The organism is Allobosea sp. FBZP-16 (assembly GCF_002831785.1).
Taxonomy (GTDB): domain Bacteria; phylum Pseudomonadota; class Alphaproteobacteria; order Rhizobiales; family Beijerinckiaceae; genus Allobosea; species Allobosea lupini.
Genome location: NZ_LNCQ01000013.1, coordinates 42,806 through 62,180 on the forward strand (window position 1 = coordinate 42,806; position 19,375 = coordinate 62,180).

Genomic DNA, 19,375 nt, shown 5'->3' on the forward strand with positions numbered 1-19,375 from the left:
CTCAGCAACTGACGATGGCGCGACGTGGCGGCGCTGTCTCCTCGATGGCATCTCGCCCGGAAGCTCCCATCCAGAGGACCCGCGTCAGCGGCGTCCCGAAGGATGGCCCATGAGGCTCCGGGACCTGCTGTGAAGCATTCTTCGAGACGCCATGTCCGGCGAAATGGCTCCTCAGGATGAGGGCTCTCACGATCAGGTGTTGCCTCGCATCGGAGCCGGGGGCGCAGAAGCAAAAGAGGCCGCCTCCCGGGCGGCCTCTTCTGGTTTGCGCGCAAGGGCTGTTCTTACTCGAAGCGACCGCTGGCATGGGCCAGCATGGTGTAGACCTTGCCGGTTTCCGAGGTCAGGTAGGTCTTCGCCACCATCGAGTCGCGGTCGTCCTTGGCCGCTTCGCCGAGCAGGCGCTCGAACTCCTCGATATAGCGGTCGACCGTCTCCTTGAACTCGGTGTCGCGGCGATACTTGCGCCGGATCTCGTCGAACGTCTGCTGGCCCTGCAGCGTATAGAGCCGGCGGGTGAAGACGTTGCGCTCGCCGCGCTTGTAGCGCTCCCAGAGCTCGACGGCCGCGTCATGGTCGATCATCCGGGCGATGTCGACCGAGAGCGAATCGAGCTTCTCGATGCTGTGCGCCGTCGGCTTGGCCGCTTCCGGCGCCCGGTCGTCGCGTGAGGCGCGGCTGAGCAGGTCCGAGAGCCAACCCGACTTGGCGGGGGCAGGCTGCTCGACGGCGGCGCGGCGAGCCGGCTCGGCACGCTGAACCTCAGGCCGTACCGGCTCGGGGGCGGGGGCCGGGCGCACCGGCGCCGCCTGCGTCTCGGCCCGGGCCGGCTCCGGCGTCGGATCGATCGAGGCGCGCAGCGGCTCGGTCAGCACCGGCGCGCTCTGCACCGCGATCGAGGACGCGGCGCTGACGACCGGGACCGGCTGCTGATAGCTCGTCGTCGGCCGCCGCTCGCCCTGTGGGCGCGCGACATCGCTGCTGCGGCCCGAGCGCGAGACGATCTCGGTCAGCTCGTTGAGCGCCTTGATCTGGTCGGCGACGACGCGGCGCATGGCGGCGGTCGATTCCTGCGTCTCGCGCGGCAGCTCGAGCACGCCCTTCTTGAGCTCGGTCCGGGTCGACTCGAGCTCGCGATGGATCTCCGCAGACATGGCCCGCATGTCCTCGGCGGCGCTCTGAAAGCGCTCGGTGACCTTGGCGAACTCGCCGGAGATCTCGTTCACCACCTCCTCATAGGCGGCGCGCAGGGCCAGCGCCGTCGCTTCGCGCTCGCGGCCGCTGGCGGCGCGGATCGAGTCGAATTGCTGGGCGATGGCGCTGCTGGTCGACTCGGCTGCGTCGCCGAGCACGGTGCTGAGCTGGCGGGTGCGCGTCTCGGCGTTGCTGAGCGAATCGTCGAGCGCCGACGAGAAGGAGCGAGTGATCTGCTCGATGTCGTCGGTGCGCGTCGAGATCAGCTCGTGCAGGTGCTCCAGCGCCTCCTTGCGGTCGGCCAGGACGTTGCCGACGCGGGCCTCGACCTGCTCCAGCCGCTGCGCGACGGCGTTGAGCGCCGCGGCGTTGGCATGCGTGGTTTCGGTCATCGACGAGCCCTGCGCGTCGATCCGGGAGATCAGCGCTGCGGTGTCGCGCAGCGTTCCTTCCGAATAGCCCTTCAGCGTCGCGATTTGGCTCGCGACCTGCTCGGAGGTCCGGTTGGTCTCCTGCACCACCGTCGAGAGCACGTTCTGCAGCTCCTCGACCCGGCCCGACAGGCTGCCTTCGACGGCCGCGAGATTCTTGTTCGCGCCGGTGACGATCTGCTGCATCAGCTTGTTGGCCTCGCCGAGGCGGCCCAGCATGCTGCCGAGCTCGCTGCGCAGCTGCTCGTTGGTCTTGAGCAGCGCTTCGACGGAGTGGTTGGTGCCGCTCTCGATCGTCTCGCGCAGCGCGCCCGAAGCAAGCTCGAGCGCCTGGCTGATCTCGGCGCTGCGCTCCTGCAGGCCGGCGACCATGCTGTTGCCGCGCGTCTCGATATTATTGACCAGGGCCTCGCCGAGGTTGGCGAACTGGTTGGCGAGCGTCACGCCCTTGCGGCCGATCGCATCGACCACACCGTTGCCGCGCTCGTCGAACAGGGCGCGGAGTTCCTCGGTGCGCGTGATGAGCGCCGAGCTCATCCCGTCCGACTGCTCCGCCAGGGTCCGGGTCAGGTTGCGGCTGTGCTGGTCGAGCGTGTTCAGCATGTCGCCGCCACGCTCGTCGAACACGGCGCGCAATTCCTCGGTGCGGCCGGAGAGGGCGGTGGCGATGCCCTCCGAGCGCTCCTGCAGGATCTGGGCGATCTGGCTGCCGCGATGGCCGAGCGCATTGAGGATGCCGCCGCCGCGCTCGTCGAACACGGCGCGCAGCTCGTTCGAACGGTCGGAGAGCGCGGCCGCGATGCCGTCCGACTTCTCCTGCAGCGTCTGCGCGATCTGGTTGCCGTGCTGGTCGAGTAGGGTGACCAGGCCGGTGCCCTTGTCGTCGAACAGGGCACGAAGCTCGTCGGTGCGCGCACTGAACGATACCGCGACCGAGGCCGCGGCGCCGTCCAGGGTCTGGACGATCTTGTTGCCCTGCTGATCGAGCAGGGTGATCAGGCCGGTGCCCTTGCCCTCGAACAGCGCACGCAGCTCGTCGGTGCGGGCACTGAGCGAGCCGGTGACCGCATCCGCGGTGCCTTGCAGCGTCTGGACGATCTGGTTGCCGCGCTCGTCGAGCAGGGTGATCAGGCCGGTGCCCTTGCCGTCGAACAGGGCGCGCAGTTCCTCGGTGCGGTCGCCGAGCGAGCCGGCGATCGAATCTGCGGTGCCCTGCAGGGTCTGCGCGATCTGGCTGCCGCGCGCGTCGAGCGTGCCGGAGACCGTGTCGAGCCGGTTGACGACGCGCTCCTCGAACCGCGCCACGCTCTGGTCGAGCGTATCGGCGATCTGCAAAGCGCGCCCGCCCAGCGTCGCATTGATGCTGTCGGCCTTCTCGGCGAGCGTCTGCGTGAGCGCCTCGCTCTTCGTGGTGACGATCTCGCCGATCTCGTCGGCCTTGGCGGTGAGAGCACGGGTGACCTCGCGCCCGCCCTCGGCCATGACCCGGGCGATGTCGACCGTGCGCTCGACCAACGCCTCGTTGAGCGCGCTGGCGCGCGAACCGAGATTGCCGTCGATGCGGGCGATGAGCCCGTCGAGCGAAGTCGCGATCTCGGCGCTCTTGGCGCTGGAACGCTCCTCGAAGATCTTGATCTGCGTCTCCATGGCGGCGGCCGCTTCCTGCGTGCGCGCCATCATGGTCTCGGCGGCGTGCTGCGAGCGCTCGCCGATCCGCTCCGCCAGCGCTTGGCCTTCCTCGCCGAGCAGCTTCTCGACCTGGCCGAGGCGCAGCGTCACCTGGTCGGTGAAGGAGCGGGCGTCGTGGCCGAGCTTGGCGGCCAGCGTGCCGCCGCGGGTGACGATGATTTCCTCGAAGGCGCCGAGGCGAGCGCCGATCGTCGCCTCGATCTCGCGACCCTGGACGTCGAAGAGGCGGTTCAGCGCGTCATGCTTGCTGGCGAGCGACTCGTTGAGCGCCTGCGAGCGGGCATCGACCGAGCGCAGCAGCGATTCGGCATTGGCGGCGAGCGCCTGGTTGACCCGGCCGCCCTGCTGGGTGAGGGCGATGACCACGTCCTTGCCGGTCGCGGCGAGCAGGCTGCTGGCGCGCTCGGCCTCGGTCGTGAAGGTACCGCGCAGGGCTGTCGCCGCGTCGGTGACGCGGTCGGCGATCTCGCGCCCGTCGACATTGATCGCGTCGGCGAGGGATTTGGTCGCTTCGTCGAGACGGCTGGCCAGGCTCTGGCTCTGCTCGCCGATGAGGCTATGGACCTCGCGGCCGGTGGCGGTGAGGCCGGCGATGATCGCATCGCGCTGCGTGCCGAGCAGGGCGCCGACCTCGTCCCCGGCCTGGCCGAGGCGGGCAATGAAGCCGCTGTGCTGGTCGTCGATGACCGATTTCGCCGTCTCGCTGGCGGCGAGGATCTTGGCGGCGAGCGCTTCGCCGGTCTCGTCGAGCTGGCGATGCGCGGTCCCGCTCGCTTCGGCCAGCCGGTCGATCAGGGCGTTGCCACGCTCCGCCAGCAGGCCGTGCACCGAGCGGCCGACATCGGCGACGCGGGTGACGAGGGCCTGGCTCTGGCCGGAGAGCAGCTCCTGCATGTCCTGGCCGGTTGCGATGACGCGGCCGCTGAGCGCTTCGCCCTCGGCAATCAGAATGTTGCGCACGCTGGCGCCGGCATCGGTGAGCTGGGTCACCAGTGTCTCGCGCTGGCTGCCGATCGCGGTGTGGACCTCGGTGCCGACATCCGACAGGCGGGCGACGAGGCTGTCGCCGCGCTCGCCGATCGTGGCATGGACCTCGCGCGCGACTTCGGACAGGCGGGCGATCAGCCCGTCGCCACGCTCGCCGATCGCCGATTCGACGTCGCGGCCGGCATGGGCGACGCGGGCGACGATGCCCTCGGCGCGGTCGCCGAGCGTCCGGTGAATCTCCTCGGTGGTCTCCGACAGCTTGGCGACGAGGCCGTCGCCACGCTCGCCGATCACGCTCTCGATGCCGCGGCTGGCATCGGCGATGCGCGCGACGATGCCGTCGGCGCGGCCGCCAAGCGTCTGCTCGATCTCATAGGTGGTCTCGGACAGCCGGGAGACGAGGCCGTCGCCGCGCTCGCCGATCATGGCCTCGACGCTGCGGCCGGCATCGGCCACGCGATTGACGATGCTGTCGGCACGCTCGCCGATCGCATGCTCGACTCCCTGGCCGATCTCGGCCATGCGCAGCACCAGCCCGTCGCCGCGCTCGCTGATCGCTTCCTGCAGGCGCTGGCCGGTTTCGGCCAGACGGCCGACCAGATGGTCGCCCTGCTCGCCGATCGTGCTGCGGACCTCATGGCCGACGTCGGAGAGGCGGGTGACGAGGCTGCTCGCCTCTTCCGAGAACAGGCTGTGCACGGTCGCGCCGACGGCGGAGATGCGGGCGGTCAGTTCCTCGCCGCGCTCGCCGATCAGGTTGTGCAGACCCTTACCGGCCTCGTCGAAGCGCAGGGTGATCGAATCGGTCTTCTCGCGCAGCAGGTTGTCGACGGTCTGGACGGTGCCTTCGAGCTTTTCGACCAGCGTCTCGCCCTGGCTGGCGATCAGGCCGTGAACGGTGTCGCCGGCCTCCTGGATGCGGCTGACGACGAGTTCGTTCTGCTTGCCGAGCAGCATGTGCACGCCGCGGCCGACCTCGGCCAGGCGCGTGGTGACGCTCTCGCCCTCGCTGCTGATCGACGTACGCAGGCTCTCGCCGGTCTCGGTCAGGCGCTGGGTCAGGCTGGTGCTCTGCGTGTCGAACAGGTCGACCAGCGTGCGCCCGCTTTGCTCGAAGCGCTCGGCGACGGTCGCGCCGCGCTGGCTGATCTCCTCGGCGAGGGTGTCCCCGGTCGAGCGCAGCGTCTCGTTGACGGCCTCGGCGCGACTCGCCAGCGACTCGACGACCTGCGCGCCTGTCTCGCTGATGGCGCGGGTGACGTCGCGGGCGCCGGCGGTCAGGCCCTCGGTGAGGACGGCGCCGGTGCGCTCCAGCGAACCGGCGATCTCCTGGGCGCGGTTGTCGAGCACGGCGGTGACCGACTGGCTCGCGGCGGTCATGCGCTCGCTGACGTCGTGCGACGTCGACTGCAGGCGCTCGACCAGGTCGTTGCCGCGGCCGCTGATCTCGTCGACCATGCGCTCGCCGGCATGGCCCAGGGCCAGCGTGATCTGGTCGCCCTTGTCGGTCAGGCGCGAGGTGACGCGCTCGCCCGCCTCGGCAACAGCCTCGGCGATCGAGCGGCTGGCGGTTTCCAGGTCCTTGGTGATGCTCTCATGCGCGCCTGAGATCGCAAACTTCACCCGCTCGGCATTGCCGACGACGGATTCGCGCTGGGTCACCAGCTCGTCGATGAGGGAGCGCAGCCGGATCTCGTTGTCGGCATAGGCGCGTTCCAGCGTCGCGATCTCGCCGCGAACGATGGTCTCGAGCTCGCCGGCGCGGGCAACCGCGCGCTCGATGCCGTCGCCCATGGCGGCGACCTCGCGGCGGATGGTCTGGCTCAGCGACAGGACGGAATCCGTCGCGACGACTTCCGGCTCGGCCAGGCGCAGCGCGACCTCGGTCATTGCGCGCGAGACCAGCCGCATCTCCTGCGTGCGGCGATAGAGCGCCGCCAGCACGAAGAAGAAGACCACCGGCGTGCCGGCGCCGAAGGCGAGCAGGGCCCACTGCCCGGCTCCCCAGGCGGCCATGCCGGCCGGCAGGCCTTCGGTGAACGAGCCATATCGGCTGACGAGCGTGAAGCCGACACTGCCGAGCCAGACGAAAGCGGCCAGGACGGCCAGCCAATAGGGCCTGCCGGAGGGGCGGACGGCGAAGGCCTGGACGAGTGAAGAGGAGTCGCGGCGGTCGTCATTGGCGACGCGGCTGGTGTCCGGCGCGATGGCCGGGCGGGAGGGCGCGGGAAGCGGTTCGGATACGGCGTCGGCACTGGCCGGAGCGCTTTCGACCCGAGGCAGCTCGATCTTGAGCTCGTTCTCCCCGGTCGAGGGCAGCCTCGGTTCGGCCGAAGACTGGCCCTCGGTCTTCGACGGATCGAGCCTCAGCGCCTCCTCGATCGCCGACATTGCCGCTTCGGTCGGATCCTGGAGCTTGTTCTGCCGGGTCATGAATGCCGCCTCGCTACGCCACTTGCGACGGGCGCCACTGTCCGCCGCAGAGCAGCAACCGGCAGCCTCCAGCCGGATCCTACTAGCGACACGACGCCCATCGTTTACTGTCTCGAAGGGTAGTTGAGGCAAGCAGGGATTGAAACCCGTTTGACCGTCTGATTCACAAACGTCGTTAACGCCTCATTCACCATAACGGCGCTTCATGAGGGGTCAGAAGGCTGCGCGAGTTCCGCGGCTTAGACAAGAACCGAGTTCCCCATGCCCCAGACTGCCATCGATCTCGTGCATCTCGCCCGCCAGAGCGGCGGCGATGCCGAGCTGGAGCGCGAGCTGCTGACGCTGTTCGCCCAGCAATGCGCCCGCCAGCTGCGCGCCATCCATGCCGGAGACGCCAGTGTCGGCCGCGATGCCGCCCATACCTTGAAGGGAGCTGCCCGCGCCATCGGCGCCTGGCAGGTGGCCGAGGCCGCCGACCTGATCGAGCAGCAGCTGACAAAGGCCGATGCCGCGCCGCGCGAGGATGCGCTGGACGCGCTGACGCTCGCCGCGGCCGAGGCGCGCGCCGTGATCTCCCGGCTCGACTGCGCGGCCTGACGCCGCAGGACGGCAGGGGCGGCACGGCGGAGATCGCCGTTTCGCGCGCTTTCGAAATCTTCTAGAGATGCGATGTCGGCGGGCTCCCCGCTCGCGGACGATGTCCCTTTCGCGAACCTGCCCGTGGCCCGCCAGGAAGCCCGGCCGGTTCCTCCCGACCGCGCCAGCCGCGCAGCCGTCGCCAGGCGGCCGGAGTTCACGATGCCGAAGATCACTTACATCGACGCCCAGGGCACCAGCCGCACGGTCGAGGGCGAGACGGGGTCGACCGTGATGGAGGTTGCAGTCCGCAACGGCGTGCCGGGCATCGAGGCCGAATGCGGCGGCGCCTGCGCCTGTGCCACCTGCCATGTCTATGTCGACGAGGCCTGGGCCGAGAAGGCCGGCCACGCCGAGCCGATGGAGGAGGACATGCTCGACTTCGCCTTCGACGTGCGCCCGACTTCGCGCCTGTCCTGCCAGATCAGGGTGCGGGACGATCTCGACGGCCTCGTGGTGCGCACACCGGCGCGTCAGGGCTGAACTTTCACGAAGCACGCCGTCTTTCCTGACCATCGCGGCGATGGCACGGAATCGCGACAGGTTCTCTCCCGGAACGGGGGGAGAGATGGAGAGGGGGCCCTACGCTCCATCTGACCAGCCTGAGCGCTGCCCCTCGCAGACCCTCCCCCGTTCCCGGAGAGGGCTCGCGCGCGCTCGTCGGCCCATTTGATCGACCGCAAGGACGGCCGCGTTCGCTCCGGCCATGATCGCGCTGTCGGACGCCGGAGCCCATCGCGACGACGCGACGCTCTTCCCTTGCGGGATCGTGCTCCGACATAGTGCGCAGGCGTCGGTTCCGATCGTTCGACCATCAGGCCGGGCGGGCCACGCCGGAGGAGGATGCGATGTACAAATCGATTCTGGTCCCGGTCGATCTCGCCGAGGCCGAGCTGGCAGGACCGGCCATCGCCGCGGCCGAGGGGTTCGCCACCCAGTCCGAAGGCTCGATCAGGCTGATCTATGTCCGCTCGCTTGTGCCGATCACCTACATGGAATTCGTGCCGGCCGATTTCGACGCCGGCCAGCAATCCGAATCCGAAGCCAAGCTCGCCGAGATCGCCGCCAAGGTGAATCTGCCGGCCGAGCGCGTCTCGGCCAAGGTCCTGGTCGGCTCGGTCCATGGCGAGGTGCTGGCCGAGGCCGATGCCAGCGGTGCCGACCTGATCGTCATCGGCTCGCACGAGCCTGGCATGCTGGCCTATGTGATCGGCTCGAACGCCTCGACCATCGTGCGCCGGGCGAAGTGCTCCGTGCTGGTGGTCAGGTAGGGAGCTTCAGGCCGCAAGGCGGCCCGGGACGAGATCGTCGGGGACCTCGCCGCTCGCGAGGTCTCTCGGCTGGTTGAGCCGGATCATCGGCCAGACCTGCCAGAACGAGGCCGCCGCGAGCACGAGCCCGAGCCCCGCTGCGGCGGTCGCGCCCTGCTGCAGGGCACGCAGGCTGAAGAAGGTCAGCATCAGCATGGCGCCGCCGCCGGCGATCACCAGTGCCAGCCAGAGCAGATAGGGCTTGCCGGCGAGGAAGCGCGCCTTGGGATTCGCACGCACGATCGCCGTCGACAGCGCCGTGACGAAGGCATGATAGCGCGCATCGTCGCGGTCGATGTCGGTGAGTGAGCGCCAGGACAGGTTGCCGAAGCTGATCGTCCGGCCATCGCTCAGCCGCAACTGGGTCCGGAAGCCTTTCGACGAGACGTTGCTGGGCGCATAGATGAAGCGCACCTGCTCGACGGCCGAGAGCCTCACCTGGTCGACCTTGCGGGTCGAATCGATCTCCAGCATGTCGCCCTTGAGCCGATAGGCGATTTCGAAGCCGATCGGCTTCGGTCGCTGGCGCCAGAAGGGCAGGGTGGTGTCGTCGTCGGCGAGGGTCATGGCGGCAAGCTCTAGCCGTCATTCTCAGGCGGAGCAAAGCGCAGCCCCGAGAATCTGCTGAAAAAGATGCTCCCGTCGAGCCCGAGCATGACGAGCCATGCGTCTAGCGCGTCAGCGCCTTCATTGCCTCATCCAGGCCGTCGAGCGTCAGCGGGAACATCCGGCCGGCCATCAACCCGCCGATCTGACGGATCGACTGGGTGTAGCCCCAGAGGTTCTGCTGCACCGGATTGAGCCAGACCGATTTCGGGAAGCGCTCGGTCAGCCGCCGCATCCAGACCTCGCCGGCCTCCTCGTTCCAATGCTCGACCGAGCCGCCTGGCATGGCGATCTCATAGGGGCTCATCGAGGCATCGCCGACGAAGACGAGGCGATAATCGGCCGGGTAGGTGCGCAGCACGTCAAAGGTCGGGATCACCTGGTCGTGCCGGCGCCGGTTCTCCTTCCAGACCCGCTCATAGGGGCAATTGTGGAAGTAGAAATGCTCGAAATGCTTGAATTCGGCCCGCGCTGCCGAGAACAGCTCTTCGGCCAGCTCGATATGCCAGTCCATCGAGCCGCCGACATCGAGGAAGAGCAGCACCTTGACCGCATTGTGCCGCTCCGGCCGAAGCTTGACGTCGAGATAGCCGTGCTTGGCGGTTTCGGTGATGGTCTGGTCGAGGTCGAGCTCCTCGGCCGCGCCGGTGCGGGCGAATTTGCGCAGGCGGCGCAGCGCGATCCGCAAATTGCGCACGCCAAGCTCGCGCGTGTCGTCGAAATCCTTGAAATCGCGCTTGTCCCAGACCTTCACCGCCCGGAAATTGCGGTTCTTGTCCTGGCCGATGCGCACGCCTTCCGGGTTGTAGCCATAGGCGCCATAGGGCGAGGTACCGGCCGTGCCGATCCATTTCGAGCCGCCCTGATGCCGGCCCTTCTGCTCGGCGAGGCGCTGTTTCAGCGTCTCCAGCAGCTTCTCCCAGCCGAGGGCCTCGATCTGGGCCTTCTCCTCGTCGGTGAGGAATTTCTCGGCGAGCTTGCGCAGCCACTCTTCAGGAATGCCGACCTGCTCGAAGGCCTCGCCCAGGGTCTCGACGCCCTTGAAGACCTCGGCGAAGACGCGGTCGAAACGGTCGAGATGGCGCTCGTCCTTCACCAGGCAGGCGCGGGCGAGATAGTAGAACTCGTCGACGCGGTATTCGGCGAGTTCGGCCTCGACGCCCTCCAGCAGCGCAAGATACTCGCGCAAGGTGACCGGGACCTTGGCGGCGCGCAGATCGGTGAAGAGACGGAGGAACATCGCGCTACTGTGGCTAGCAGCGTCTCAAGGTCAAGCTGCGGCGGCTCGTAAGGCCGTTTAACCGATCAGCTTGCAGCGCAGGCTGATCGGTCAAGCGGCCTCCACACGCGGTGTGGGAGCCGCCGCTGTCTAGCAAGGCTCAGGCGACGGCGTCGGCCAGATCCTTGGTGACTTTGAATTTCACGACCGTCTTGGCCGGAACCTTGATGGTCGCGCCGGTCGACGGGTTGCGGGCCTCCCGGGCCTCGCGCTTGGCGGCTGCCAGCTTGCCGATGCCGCCGAGCGTGACGTCGCCGCCCGACTTCAGCGTCTTGGCGACCACGCCAGCGAGCGAGCCGAGAATGGCCGAGACATCGGCCTTGGTCTTGCCCGTCTCGTCCGCGATCGCGGCGATCAGTTCGTTCTTGGTCATGAAAACCTCCTGAGACCAATCTTGTTAAAATTGACGCTGCGCCGAATCCCAACGGGTACAGGCGCAACGCGGCGAATCGACGCGCTCTCGCGCACGAACCCGCCATTTGGCATGCTTGCCGGCGAAACACGACGGCATCGGCCGTACATACGCACAGCAATCGGCTTCGTTCCTGTCAAAAGCCGCGAAATTGGGGCGGTTTTCACCAGCTTTGTGGAGCGATTGACAAATCGCCTCGGGTTATTTGAAGCTTGAAATAATTCGGGGGAGCGGAACGCGGCATGAAGGCCATCATCATCGGCGGCGGCATCGGGGGGCTGTCATTGGCCCTGATGCTGCACGCGCGCGGCATCGCCGCGACAGTCTACGAGCAGGCGAGCGAGATCCGGGAGGTCGGCGTCGGAATCAACACGCTGCCGCACGCGATTCGAGAGCTGGCCGAGCTCGGCCTGCTCCCGGCCCTCGATGCCGTGGCGATCCGGACGCGCGAACTGGTCTACATGAACCGCTTCGGCCAGACCGTCTGGCGTGAGCTCCGCGGCCTGCACGCGGGCGCTCCGGTGCCGCAGTTCTCGATCCATCGCGGCCGGCTTCAGGGCGTGATCCGGGACGCCGTGGTCGAGCGTCTGGGGCCGGATGCGATCCGTACCGGCCGACGTCTGCAGGGCTTCCTGCAGGACGAGGGCGGGGTGACCGCGCATTTCGCCGACGCCAGGCTGGGCGAGGGCGGCGAGACGGCGCGCGCCGATATCCTGATCGGCGCCGACGGCATCCATTCGACAGTGCGCGCGCACTACTTCCCGAACCAGGGCGGGCCGCGCTGGAACGGCGTGCAAATGTGGCGCGGCGCCTGCGACTGGCCTGCCTTCCTCGATGGCGAGAGCATGATCATCGCCGGCGGCATGGCCGGCAAGCTGGTGCTCTATCCGATTGCCGAGGGCAAGAACCCGGGGACGCGCCTGACCAATTGGGTCGTCAACATCCGTACCGGTGATCCCGCCAAGCCGCCGCCGAAGGAGGCCTGGTCTAAGGCTGGGCGGCTGGAGGACGTGCTGCCTTTCGCCCGGCGTTTCACCGTGCCCGGCGTCGATATCCTCGCCTTGATCCAGGCGAGCGGCACCTTCTGGGAATACCCGATGTGCGACCGCGATCCACTGCCGCGCTGGAGCCATGGCCGGGTGACGCTGCTCGGCGACGCCGCCCATCCGATGTACCCGGTCGGTTCGAACGGCGCTTCGCAGGCGATCCTCGATGCGCGCTGCCTCGCCGACCTGCTGGTCAAGGCCGAGCATCCGCGCCATGCGCTCGCCGCCTATGAGGCTCTGCGCCTGCCGGCGACGGCGGAGATCGTCGCGATGAACCGCGGCGGTGGTCCCGAGCGCGTCATCGATGCGGTCGAGGCGCTCGCGCCCAACGGCTTCGACGATGTCGAGCGCGTCCTGCCCTATGGCAAGCGCGAGCAGATCGTGAAGGCCTATGCCGGCAAGACCGTGCTGTCGGTCGCGCAGCCGGCGAAGGGCTGAAGGAAACTCAGGCGCCTTCCGTCAACTCGACGATGCGTGCCTTCAGCGCGGTGTTTTCCTGTTCGAGCTGGCGCAGGCGCCGCATCAGGTCGAGCGGTACGGGCGCATCGTCCTGCTTCGCGGCAGCGGCGAAGGAGACGCCGATGCGCTCGGCGTCGCGCCAGCGGCTGCGCACCATCCGGCTTTCCCGCTTCACCGGCAAATAGAGCTCGAACAGCTCCGGCAGGGCGATGCTGTCCGGGAACACCAGGAGAGCGCCGTCTTCCGACAGGTTGCGGATCGTGCAGTCCAGCGTCGACTGGCGCTGGTTGAAGATGACCTTGCCGCCGATCAGGGTCCGGTTGCGGACCGAGCGGCGGCGTTCGGAGAACGGCGTTGCAGCGGACATTGGCCATGGCCCTGGTTCAAGCTCAGGTTGAGACCATGCCCGCTAATGCTCATGGTTGCAGCAGCAAGTCTTTTTTAACCTTAACTGCGCGGCTGGTCGTTCAGGCGCCGTCGGGCGGAGGCGGCAGGAAGTCGATCTCGTAACGCGCCGACAGGGCGACGACCTCCGCCGGGTTCTGCTCCTTCATCGAATGGATCGCCCAGAACAGGTCGTAGAGGCGCCCCGTGGGTGCGACCCAGAACAGGCATTTCACCGGCGCATCGCTCTTGTTGAACAGCCCGTGCGGGACGTTGCGCGGCAGCTTGATCAGGTCGCCGGGCAGGGCATGCGATTCCTGGCCGTCGAGCACGAGGTCGAGCCTTCCCTCGAGCATGTAGATGAACTCGTCCTGGGTCGGATGGATGTGCGGCGGCACGAAGGTGCCGGGCGGGAAGGTGGCGTGCCAGGAGAAGCTGTCCTCGCTCAGCATCTTCGGCACATAAGTCTGGCCGAGGATGTTCCAGGAGATCGCGTCGATCCCCTCATTGGCCCTGGTCACGCCGGCTGTGAGCGGTTTCATCGTCTGCTCTCCTTCAAAGATGCAGGAAGCGGTCCTTGACCGCACTGTCGCTGCGCAGGTCGTCGCTGCTGCCGCGCCAGGCGACGCGGCCCTTTTCCAGCACGACATGCCGGTCGGCGATCCTGGCGAGCGCGTCGACATTCTTGTCGATCACCAGGATCGACTCGCCCTCGGCCTTCAGCGCGGCGAGGCAGGACCAGATCTCCTGCCGGATGATCGGCGCCAGCCCCTCGGTCGCCTCGTCGAGGATGACGAGCTTGGGATTGGTCATCAGCGCGCGACCGATCGCCAGCATCTGCTGCTCGCCGCCGGAAAGCTGGTTGCCGCGATTGGCCTTGCGCTCTCTGAGACGCGGCAGGAAGGCATAGACGCGCTCAAGCGTCCAGCGGGCCGGGCCGAAGCGGCTGGCGGCGGTGGCGATCAGGTTTTCCTCGACCGAGAGCGTCGGGAAGATCTGGCGGCCTTCGGGGACGAGGCCGATCCCGGCCTGCGCCAGGCGGAAGGGGGCACTGCCGGTGAGGTCGACCCCGCCGAAGCTGACACGCCCCGCGCGGGGCCGGATCAGCCCCATGATGGCGCGCACCGTCGTGGTCTTGCCCATGCCGTTGCGGCCGAGCAGGGTCACGACCTCGCCGGCCCCGACCGCAAGGTCGACGCCGAACAGGATCTGCGCCTCGCCATAGCCGGCATCGAGGTTTTCGACGGTGAGCACGGACTAGCCCTCCTCGCCGAGATAGGCTTCGCGCACCGCCGGATCGGCCCTGACGGTCACAGGGTCGCCCGAGGCGATGACGCGGCCATAGACCAGGACGGTGACAGTATCGGCGAGCGCGAACACCGCCTCCATGTCGTGCTCGACCAGCAGCATGGCGTAGCGGCCCTTCAGGCTCCTGAGCAGGGCGATCAGGCGCTCGCCCTCTTCCTTTCCGACGCCGGCCAGCGGCTCGTCGAGCAGGATCGCAGCCGGCTCCAGCGCCAACGCCATGGCGATCTCCAGCGCCCGCTTCTCGCCATGGGAGAGACTGCCGGCCGGGACATGGGCGCGCTCGGAGAGGCCGACCGCATCCAGCGCGGCGCGGGCAGGGCGGTTCAGGCGCTCGTCGCTCGCCGCGTTGCGGAAGAAGGAGAGCGGATGGCTCGCTTTTGCCTGCACGCCGAGCGCGACATTCTCCAGCGCGGAGAGCGAGGCGATGGTCGAGGTGATCTGGAAGGTCCGCGCCAGGCCTTGGCGAGCCCGTTTCTCGGCGTTGAACAAGGTGACGTCCTCGCCGCGGAAGCGGATCGTGCCGTCGTCCGGCGTCAGCATGCCGGAGATCTGGTGGACGAGCGTCGTCTTGCCCGCGCCGTTCGGGCCGATCAGCGCGTGCAACTCGCCAGGCGCCACGGCGAGGCTGACGCCATCGGTGACCTTCAGCGCGCCGAAGGATTTGCTCAACGCCTCGAGGACGAGGACCGGCTCAGCCATGGCGCCCACCCAGCTTGCGCAGCATGCCGACGATGCCGCCCCGGGTGAACAGCACGAAGAGGATGATCATCGGCCCGAAGATGGCGCGCCAATGCTCGGTCACATGCGACAGCGCATCCTCGGCGATCAGATAGGCGATCGCGCCGACGATAGCGCCGTGCAGCGAGCCGACGCCGCCGAGCACCGCCATGAAGATCAGTTCGCCCGAACGCTGCCAGGACATGAAGGCCGGGCTGACGAACTCGGTGTGGTTGGCGAGGAAGAAGCCGGAAAGGCCCGCCAGCATGCCGCTGATCACATAGGCGACGAGGCGCACCTTGTTGACGTCGAAGCCGGTGACGCTGACGCGGACCGGGTTCTCGCGCGCTGCCCGCAGCACCCTGCCGAAGCGCGAGGCGACGAGGCCGCGCACCAGAAGATAGGCGCCGGCGAGCGCGATCAGCACGCTGTAGTAGAACGAGGTCCGGCTCGCGAACGGGTTGAAGCCCAGCAGCGTGCTCTTCTCGTAGAGCGTCAGCCCGTCATCGCCGCCATAGGCCGAGAGCGCCTGCGCCAGGAAATAGACCATCTGGCCGAAAGCGAGCGTGATCATGATGAAGGCGACGCCGCGCGTGCGCAGGCAGATCGCGCCGGTGATCGCGCCGAACAGGGCACAGACGCCTAGGATCACCGGCAGGATCACGAGCGCCTCGCTGCGCCCTTCCGTGATCATGATCCCGGTGACATAGGCGCCGATGCCGAGGAAGGCGGCATGGCCGAAGGAGACGAGGCCGCCGACGCCGAGGATGAGGTCGAGCGAGAGCGCCGCGATGGCGAAGATCAGCGCCCGCGTCAGCAGGGCAAGCCAGCCGGCCGGCATGCCGATGGAGACAGCGAGCGGTGCCAGCGCCAGCAGCAGGAACAGGATAGCCGGCAGCAGCACCTTGGCGCGCTCGCGCGGCGGCGCGACGCTGGTGACCTCGGCCGTCGTCGTCGCCGAGCTCATGTCCGGCCTCGCGCCGGGAGCAGGCCTTCCGGTCGCACGAAGAGCACCACCGCCATCAGCAGGTAGATCAGCATCGAGGACAGCGCGGCGCCGGTCGCCCGCGCCGAGGGGGCACTCATGAACAGCCGCAGCAGGTCGTTCATGAAGGAGCGGCCGAGCGTGTCGACGAGGCCGACGATCAGCGCGGCGACGAAGGCGCCGCGGATCGAGCCGATGCCGCCGATGACGATGACGACGAAGGCGAGGATCAGCACGCTGTCGCCCATGCCGGGCTCGACCGAGAGGATCGGCGCCGCCATCGCCCCGGCGAAGCCCGCCAGCATGGTGCCGAAGGCGAAGACGATCATGAACAGCTTGCGGATGTCGACGCCGAGCGCCGAGACCATCGGCGCATTGGAGGCGCCGGCGCGCAGCAGCATGCCGGTGCGGGTCTTCTCGACGATGAACCAGAGCAGGGCGCCGACCGCCAGCCCCGAACCGATCAGCGCGAAGCGGTAGGTCGGGTAGAGGATGCCGTCCATCAGCGCGACATTGCCGGTCAGGAATTCCGGCAGCGGCACGGAGAGGGGGGCGGCGCCCCAGATCATCTTGACGCCCTGGTTGAGCAGCAGGATCAGCCCGAAGGTCGCCAGCACCTGGTCGAGATGGTCGCGTTCATAGAGGTGGCGGAAGACCAGGAATTCGAGCGCGAGGCCGAAGACCAGCGCCGCCGCCAGCGCCAGCACGAGGCCGAGCACGAAGGAGCCGGTCAACGCGACGAAGGTCACGGCGAGATAGGCGCCGAGCATGTACTGCACGCCATGCGCCAGGTTGATGAAGTCCATCACGCCGAAGACCAGCGTCAGCCCTGCCGCCACCAGGAACAGCAGGATGCCGAACTGCAGCCCGTTCAGGATCTGGACGATGAGGAGGCCGGTGGTCATGGCAAAGCTATCCCGTCATGCTCGGGCTTGACCCGAGCATCTCGTGGAAGGAGATCCTCGGGTCGAAGCTGTGCTTCGCCCGAGGATGACGCTTCGCGTCACTTCAGCGCGCAATCCTTCGCGTGCGGGTCGGCATAGTCCTCGAACACCTTCTGGGCGATCTCGGTCTGGAACTTGCCGTCCGCCCGCTTGGCGACCTTGACCAGATAGAAGTCCTGGATCGGGTAGCCGTTGGTGTTGAACTTGAACTTGCCGCGCAGCGAGGTGAAGTCGGCCTTCTTGATCGCGGCGCGCAGCTTGTCCTTGTCGCCTGTGCCGCCGGCGGCCTTGACCGCCGAATCGATCAATTGCGCCGCGTCATAGGACTGCTGGGCATAGGAGCCGGGTACGATCTTGTACGCGGCTTCATAGGCCGAGACGAACTTCTTCGTCTGCGGGTTGTCCATGTTCGGAGCCCAGGTCATTCCGCCGAACATGCCGACCGCCGCATCCTGCTGCGCCGGCAGGGTCGACTCGTCGACCGTGAAGGCGGAGAGGAAGGGCACCTTGCCGGTGAGGCCGGCCTGCGACCACTGCTTGACGAAATTGACGCCGAGGCCGCCGGGCAGGAAGGCGAAGACCACGTCGGGCTTGGCCGAGGCGATCTTGGCGAGCTCGGCCGAGAAGTCGAGCGCGGTCAGCGGCACATAGACCTCGTCGAGGACCTCGCCCTTGAAGTAGCGCTTGAAGCCGGCGAGCGAGTCCTTACCGGCCTGGTAGTTCGGCGCGATGATGTAGGCCTTCTTGTAATTCTGGTCCTGCGCGTATTTGCCCAGCACCTCGTGGACCTGGTCGTTCTGGTACGAGGTCACGAAGAAGTTCTGGTGGCAGGCCTTGCCAGCCATGGTCGAGGGGCCGGCATTCGGGCTGATCAGGATCGCGCCGGAATCCAGCACCGGCTTGGCGATCGCGCCGAGGATGTTCGAGAACACCGGGCCGACGACGAAGTCGACCTTGCCGCCTTCGACGAAGCTGCGGACCTTGCCGACCGCGACGTCGGGCTTGAGCTCGTCGTCGATCACGGTGATCTGCACCGGCACGCCGCCGAGCTTGCCGCCGTTCTGGTCGACGGCGAGCTGGAAGCCGTCGCGGACCTGCTGGCCGAGCGCGGCCGCTGGGCCGGTCAGCACGCTGACCACGCCGATCTTCAAGGGCTCCTGCGCCTGGGCGGTAGCGAGCCCGAGTGCGAGCACGCCGGCGCTAAGCGACAGAGTGAATTTGAGCGTCATGTCCGATGTCCTCCCGGGACGTGGCAGATGCGACCGCCGGCGGGGTTCCCCAACCCTGTCCGGTGGTGTCGGCAGCCATATTGTTTCAAGCTTAAAATATCTGCAAGGGGGATCCTGCGGGTAATCTTTGTTCGCGGCTGCAGAGCGTCATTCTCGGGCGGAGCGAAGCTCAGACCCGAGAATCTCAGGACGAGGAGGTGCTGAGAGGAGCCTCCCCCTGCAAGAGATGCTCGGGTCAAGCCCGAGCATGACGCGTCCTTCGCTTACGCCTGCACGCCGTCGACGTACCAGTCCATCTTCGAGAGGATCTCGTCGCTGGCGGTCTCGCCGGCCTTGAGCCGCAGCGTGCCCTTCTGGTCCTTGAGCTCGCCGGTGAAGGGATGGAGCGTGCCGGCGACGATGCCCTTCTGGACCTCGTCCGCAGCGGCGCGCGCCGCCGGCGTGACAGCGTCGTTATAGGGCGCGAGCTGGACCATGCCGTCCTTGATGCCGCCCCAGACGTCGCCGCTCTTCCAGGTCCCGTCCATCGCCTCCTTGACGCGCTTGACGTAGTAGCCCGACCAGTCGTCGACGATCGCCGAGAGATGGGCCTTGGGAGCGAAGGCCTTCATGTCCGAGGCCTGGCCGAAGGCGAAGACGCCGCGCTGCTCGGCCGCCTGCAGGGCCGCCGCAGAATCGGTGTGCTGGGTGATCACGTCGCAGCCCTGGTCGATCAGCGCCTTGGCGGCATCGGCTTCCTTGGCCGGGTCGTACCAGGTCGAGGCCCAGATCACCTTGGTCTTGAAGTTCGGGTTCACCTTCTTGGCGGCGAGATGGAAGGCGTTGATGCCCATCACCACCTCGGGGATCGGGAAGGAGGCGATGTAGCCGGCCTGTCCGGACTTCGACATGTGCCCGGCGATGGTGCCGATCACGGCCCGGCCCTCGTAGAAGCGGGCATTGTAGGTCGCGACATTCTCGGCGCGCTGATAGCCGGTGGCGTGCTCGAACTTGATCTTCGGGAACTGCTTGGCGACCTGGATCGTCGGGTTCATGAAACCGAAGGAGGTCGTGAAGATCAGCTGGTCGCCGGCCTGGGCGAGCTGGCGGATGGCGCGCGCCGCATCCGGGCCTTCGGCGACGTTCTCGATGAAGCTGGTCTTGACCTTGTTGCCATAGGCGGCCTCGACCGCCTTGCGGCCCTGGTCGTGGGTCCAGGTCCAGCCATGGTCGCCGACCGGGCCGACATAGACGAAGCCGACGCCGAACGGCGCCTGGGCGCGCGCGCCGGCCAGCGGCAGGGCCGCGCTGGCGGCCGCGCCGGCGAGAAGGGTGCGGCGGGGGGTG

Annotated in this window: 16 protein-coding genes; 4 read left to right on the forward strand and 12 right to left on the reverse strand. The window is 67.8% G+C overall.

Annotated features, from left to right (window positions below; genetic code table 11):
• Nucleotides 1-284: 284 nt before the first annotated feature.
• Nucleotides 285-6,734 carry an apolipoprotein A-IV repeat region-like domain-containing protein gene (locus CXY91_RS04060; RefSeq protein WP_100959401.1) on the reverse strand — a complete coding sequence of 2,150 codons (6,450 nt, stop codon included), beginning with the start codon at nt 6,732-6,734 and terminating at the stop codon, nt 285-287.
• A 261-nt stretch (nt 6,735-6,995) separates the two neighbouring features.
• Here CXY91_RS04060 and CXY91_RS04065 point away from each other — a divergent pair, with 261 nt between their 5' ends.
• The 3 genes from CXY91_RS04065 to CXY91_RS04075 all read left to right on the forward strand — a co-directional run bounded on the left by CXY91_RS04065 (nt 6,996) and on the right by CXY91_RS04075 (nt 8,641).
• Entirely contained in the window at nt 6,996-7,331 is a 336-nt protein-coding gene (locus tag CXY91_RS04065; RefSeq protein ID WP_091831159.1) for an Hpt domain-containing protein, read from the forward strand.
• A gap of 201 nt (nt 7,332-7,532) precedes the next feature.
• Nucleotides 7,533-7,853, forward strand: a complete 321-nt coding sequence (locus CXY91_RS04070; RefSeq protein ID WP_091832340.1) for a 2Fe-2S iron-sulfur cluster-binding protein — start codon at nt 7,533-7,535, stop codon at nt 7,851-7,853.
• A gap of 365 nt (nt 7,854-8,218) precedes the next feature.
• Nucleotides 8,219-8,641 (forward strand): universal stress protein, encoded by a 423-nt coding sequence (locus CXY91_RS04075; protein ID WP_091831157.1) that lies wholly within the window; start codon nt 8,219-8,221, stop codon nt 8,639-8,641.
• A gap of 6 nt (nt 8,642-8,647) precedes the next feature.
• On the opposite strand, the gene CXY91_RS04080 is transcribed toward CXY91_RS04075, so the two are convergent.
• The 3 genes from CXY91_RS04080 to CXY91_RS04090 all read right to left on the reverse strand — a co-directional run bounded on the left by CXY91_RS04080 (nt 8,648) and on the right by CXY91_RS04090 (nt 10,938).
• Nucleotides 8,648-9,247 carry a hypothetical protein gene (locus CXY91_RS04080; RefSeq protein ID WP_100959402.1) on the reverse strand — a complete coding sequence of 200 codons (600 nt, stop codon included), beginning with the start codon at nt 9,245-9,247 and terminating at the stop codon, nt 8,648-8,650.
• 103 nt (nt 9,248-9,350) lie between these two features.
• Nucleotides 9,351-10,526 carry a vWA domain-containing protein gene (locus tag CXY91_RS04085; protein WP_100959403.1) on the reverse strand — a complete coding sequence of 392 codons (1,176 nt, stop codon included), beginning with the start codon at nt 10,524-10,526 and terminating at the stop codon, nt 9,351-9,353.
• A gap of 139 nt (nt 10,527-10,665) precedes the next feature.
• On the reverse strand, nt 10,666-10,938 hold the full coding sequence (locus CXY91_RS04090) for an HU family DNA-binding protein (RefSeq protein ID WP_066468590.1): 273 nt from the start codon (nt 10,936-10,938) through the stop codon (nt 10,666-10,668).
• A gap of 281 nt (nt 10,939-11,219) precedes the next feature.
• Between CXY91_RS04090 and CXY91_RS04095 the strand changes: the two genes are divergently transcribed.
• The gene (locus CXY91_RS04095; protein ID WP_100959404.1) at nt 11,220-12,461 is read left to right on the forward strand and encodes a flavin-dependent oxidoreductase; all 1,242 of its coding nucleotides are present in this window, start codon (nt 11,220-11,222) and stop codon (nt 12,459-12,461) included.
• A gap of 7 nt (nt 12,462-12,468) precedes the next feature.
• Here the strand turns inward: CXY91_RS04095 and CXY91_RS04100 are convergent, their stop codons facing one another.
• From CXY91_RS04100 to CXY91_RS04135, 8 genes are all read right to left on the reverse strand, one after another.
• Nucleotides 12,469-12,849 (reverse strand): PilZ domain-containing protein, encoded by a 381-nt coding sequence (locus CXY91_RS04100; RefSeq protein WP_100959405.1) that lies wholly within the window; start codon nt 12,847-12,849, stop codon nt 12,469-12,471.
• A 100-nt stretch (nt 12,850-12,949) separates the two neighbouring features.
• Nucleotides 12,950-13,408 (reverse strand): cupin domain-containing protein, encoded by a 459-nt coding sequence (locus CXY91_RS04105; RefSeq protein WP_100959406.1) that lies wholly within the window; start codon nt 13,406-13,408, stop codon nt 12,950-12,952.
• A 13-nt stretch (nt 13,409-13,421) separates the two neighbouring features.
• On the reverse strand, nt 13,422-14,120 hold the full coding sequence (locus CXY91_RS04110) for an ABC transporter ATP-binding protein (RefSeq protein WP_100959407.1): 699 nt from the start codon (nt 14,118-14,120) through the stop codon (nt 13,422-13,424).
• Nucleotides 14,121-14,123: 3 nt separating this feature from the next.
• On the reverse strand, nt 14,124-14,873 hold the full coding sequence (locus CXY91_RS04115; protein WP_100959413.1) for an ABC transporter ATP-binding protein: 750 nt from the start codon (nt 14,871-14,873) through the stop codon (nt 14,124-14,126).
• Nucleotides 14,866-15,858 (reverse strand): branched-chain amino acid ABC transporter permease, encoded by a 993-nt coding sequence (locus CXY91_RS04120; RefSeq protein WP_100959408.1) that lies wholly within the window; start codon nt 15,856-15,858, stop codon nt 14,866-14,868. The genes CXY91_RS04115 and CXY91_RS04120 overlap by 8 nt, the downstream gene beginning before the upstream one ends.
• Nucleotides 15,855-16,781, reverse strand: coding sequence for a branched-chain amino acid ABC transporter permease (locus CXY91_RS04125; protein ID WP_100959409.1), 927 nt, complete (start codon nt 16,779-16,781; stop codon nt 15,855-15,857). The genes CXY91_RS04120 and CXY91_RS04125 overlap by 4 nt, the downstream gene beginning before the upstream one ends.
• 98 nt (nt 16,782-16,879) lie before the next feature.
• Nucleotides 16,880-18,049: an ABC transporter substrate-binding protein gene (locus tag CXY91_RS04130; protein WP_100959410.1), complete on the reverse strand. Its 1,170-nt coding sequence runs from the start codon at nt 18,047-18,049 to the stop codon at nt 16,880-16,882.
• 263 nt (nt 18,050-18,312) lie between these two features.
• Nucleotides 18,313-19,375, reverse strand: a 1,063-nt coding sequence (locus CXY91_RS04135) for a BMP family ABC transporter substrate-binding protein (protein ID WP_465246837.1), incomplete at its 5' end; no start/stop codon positions are given.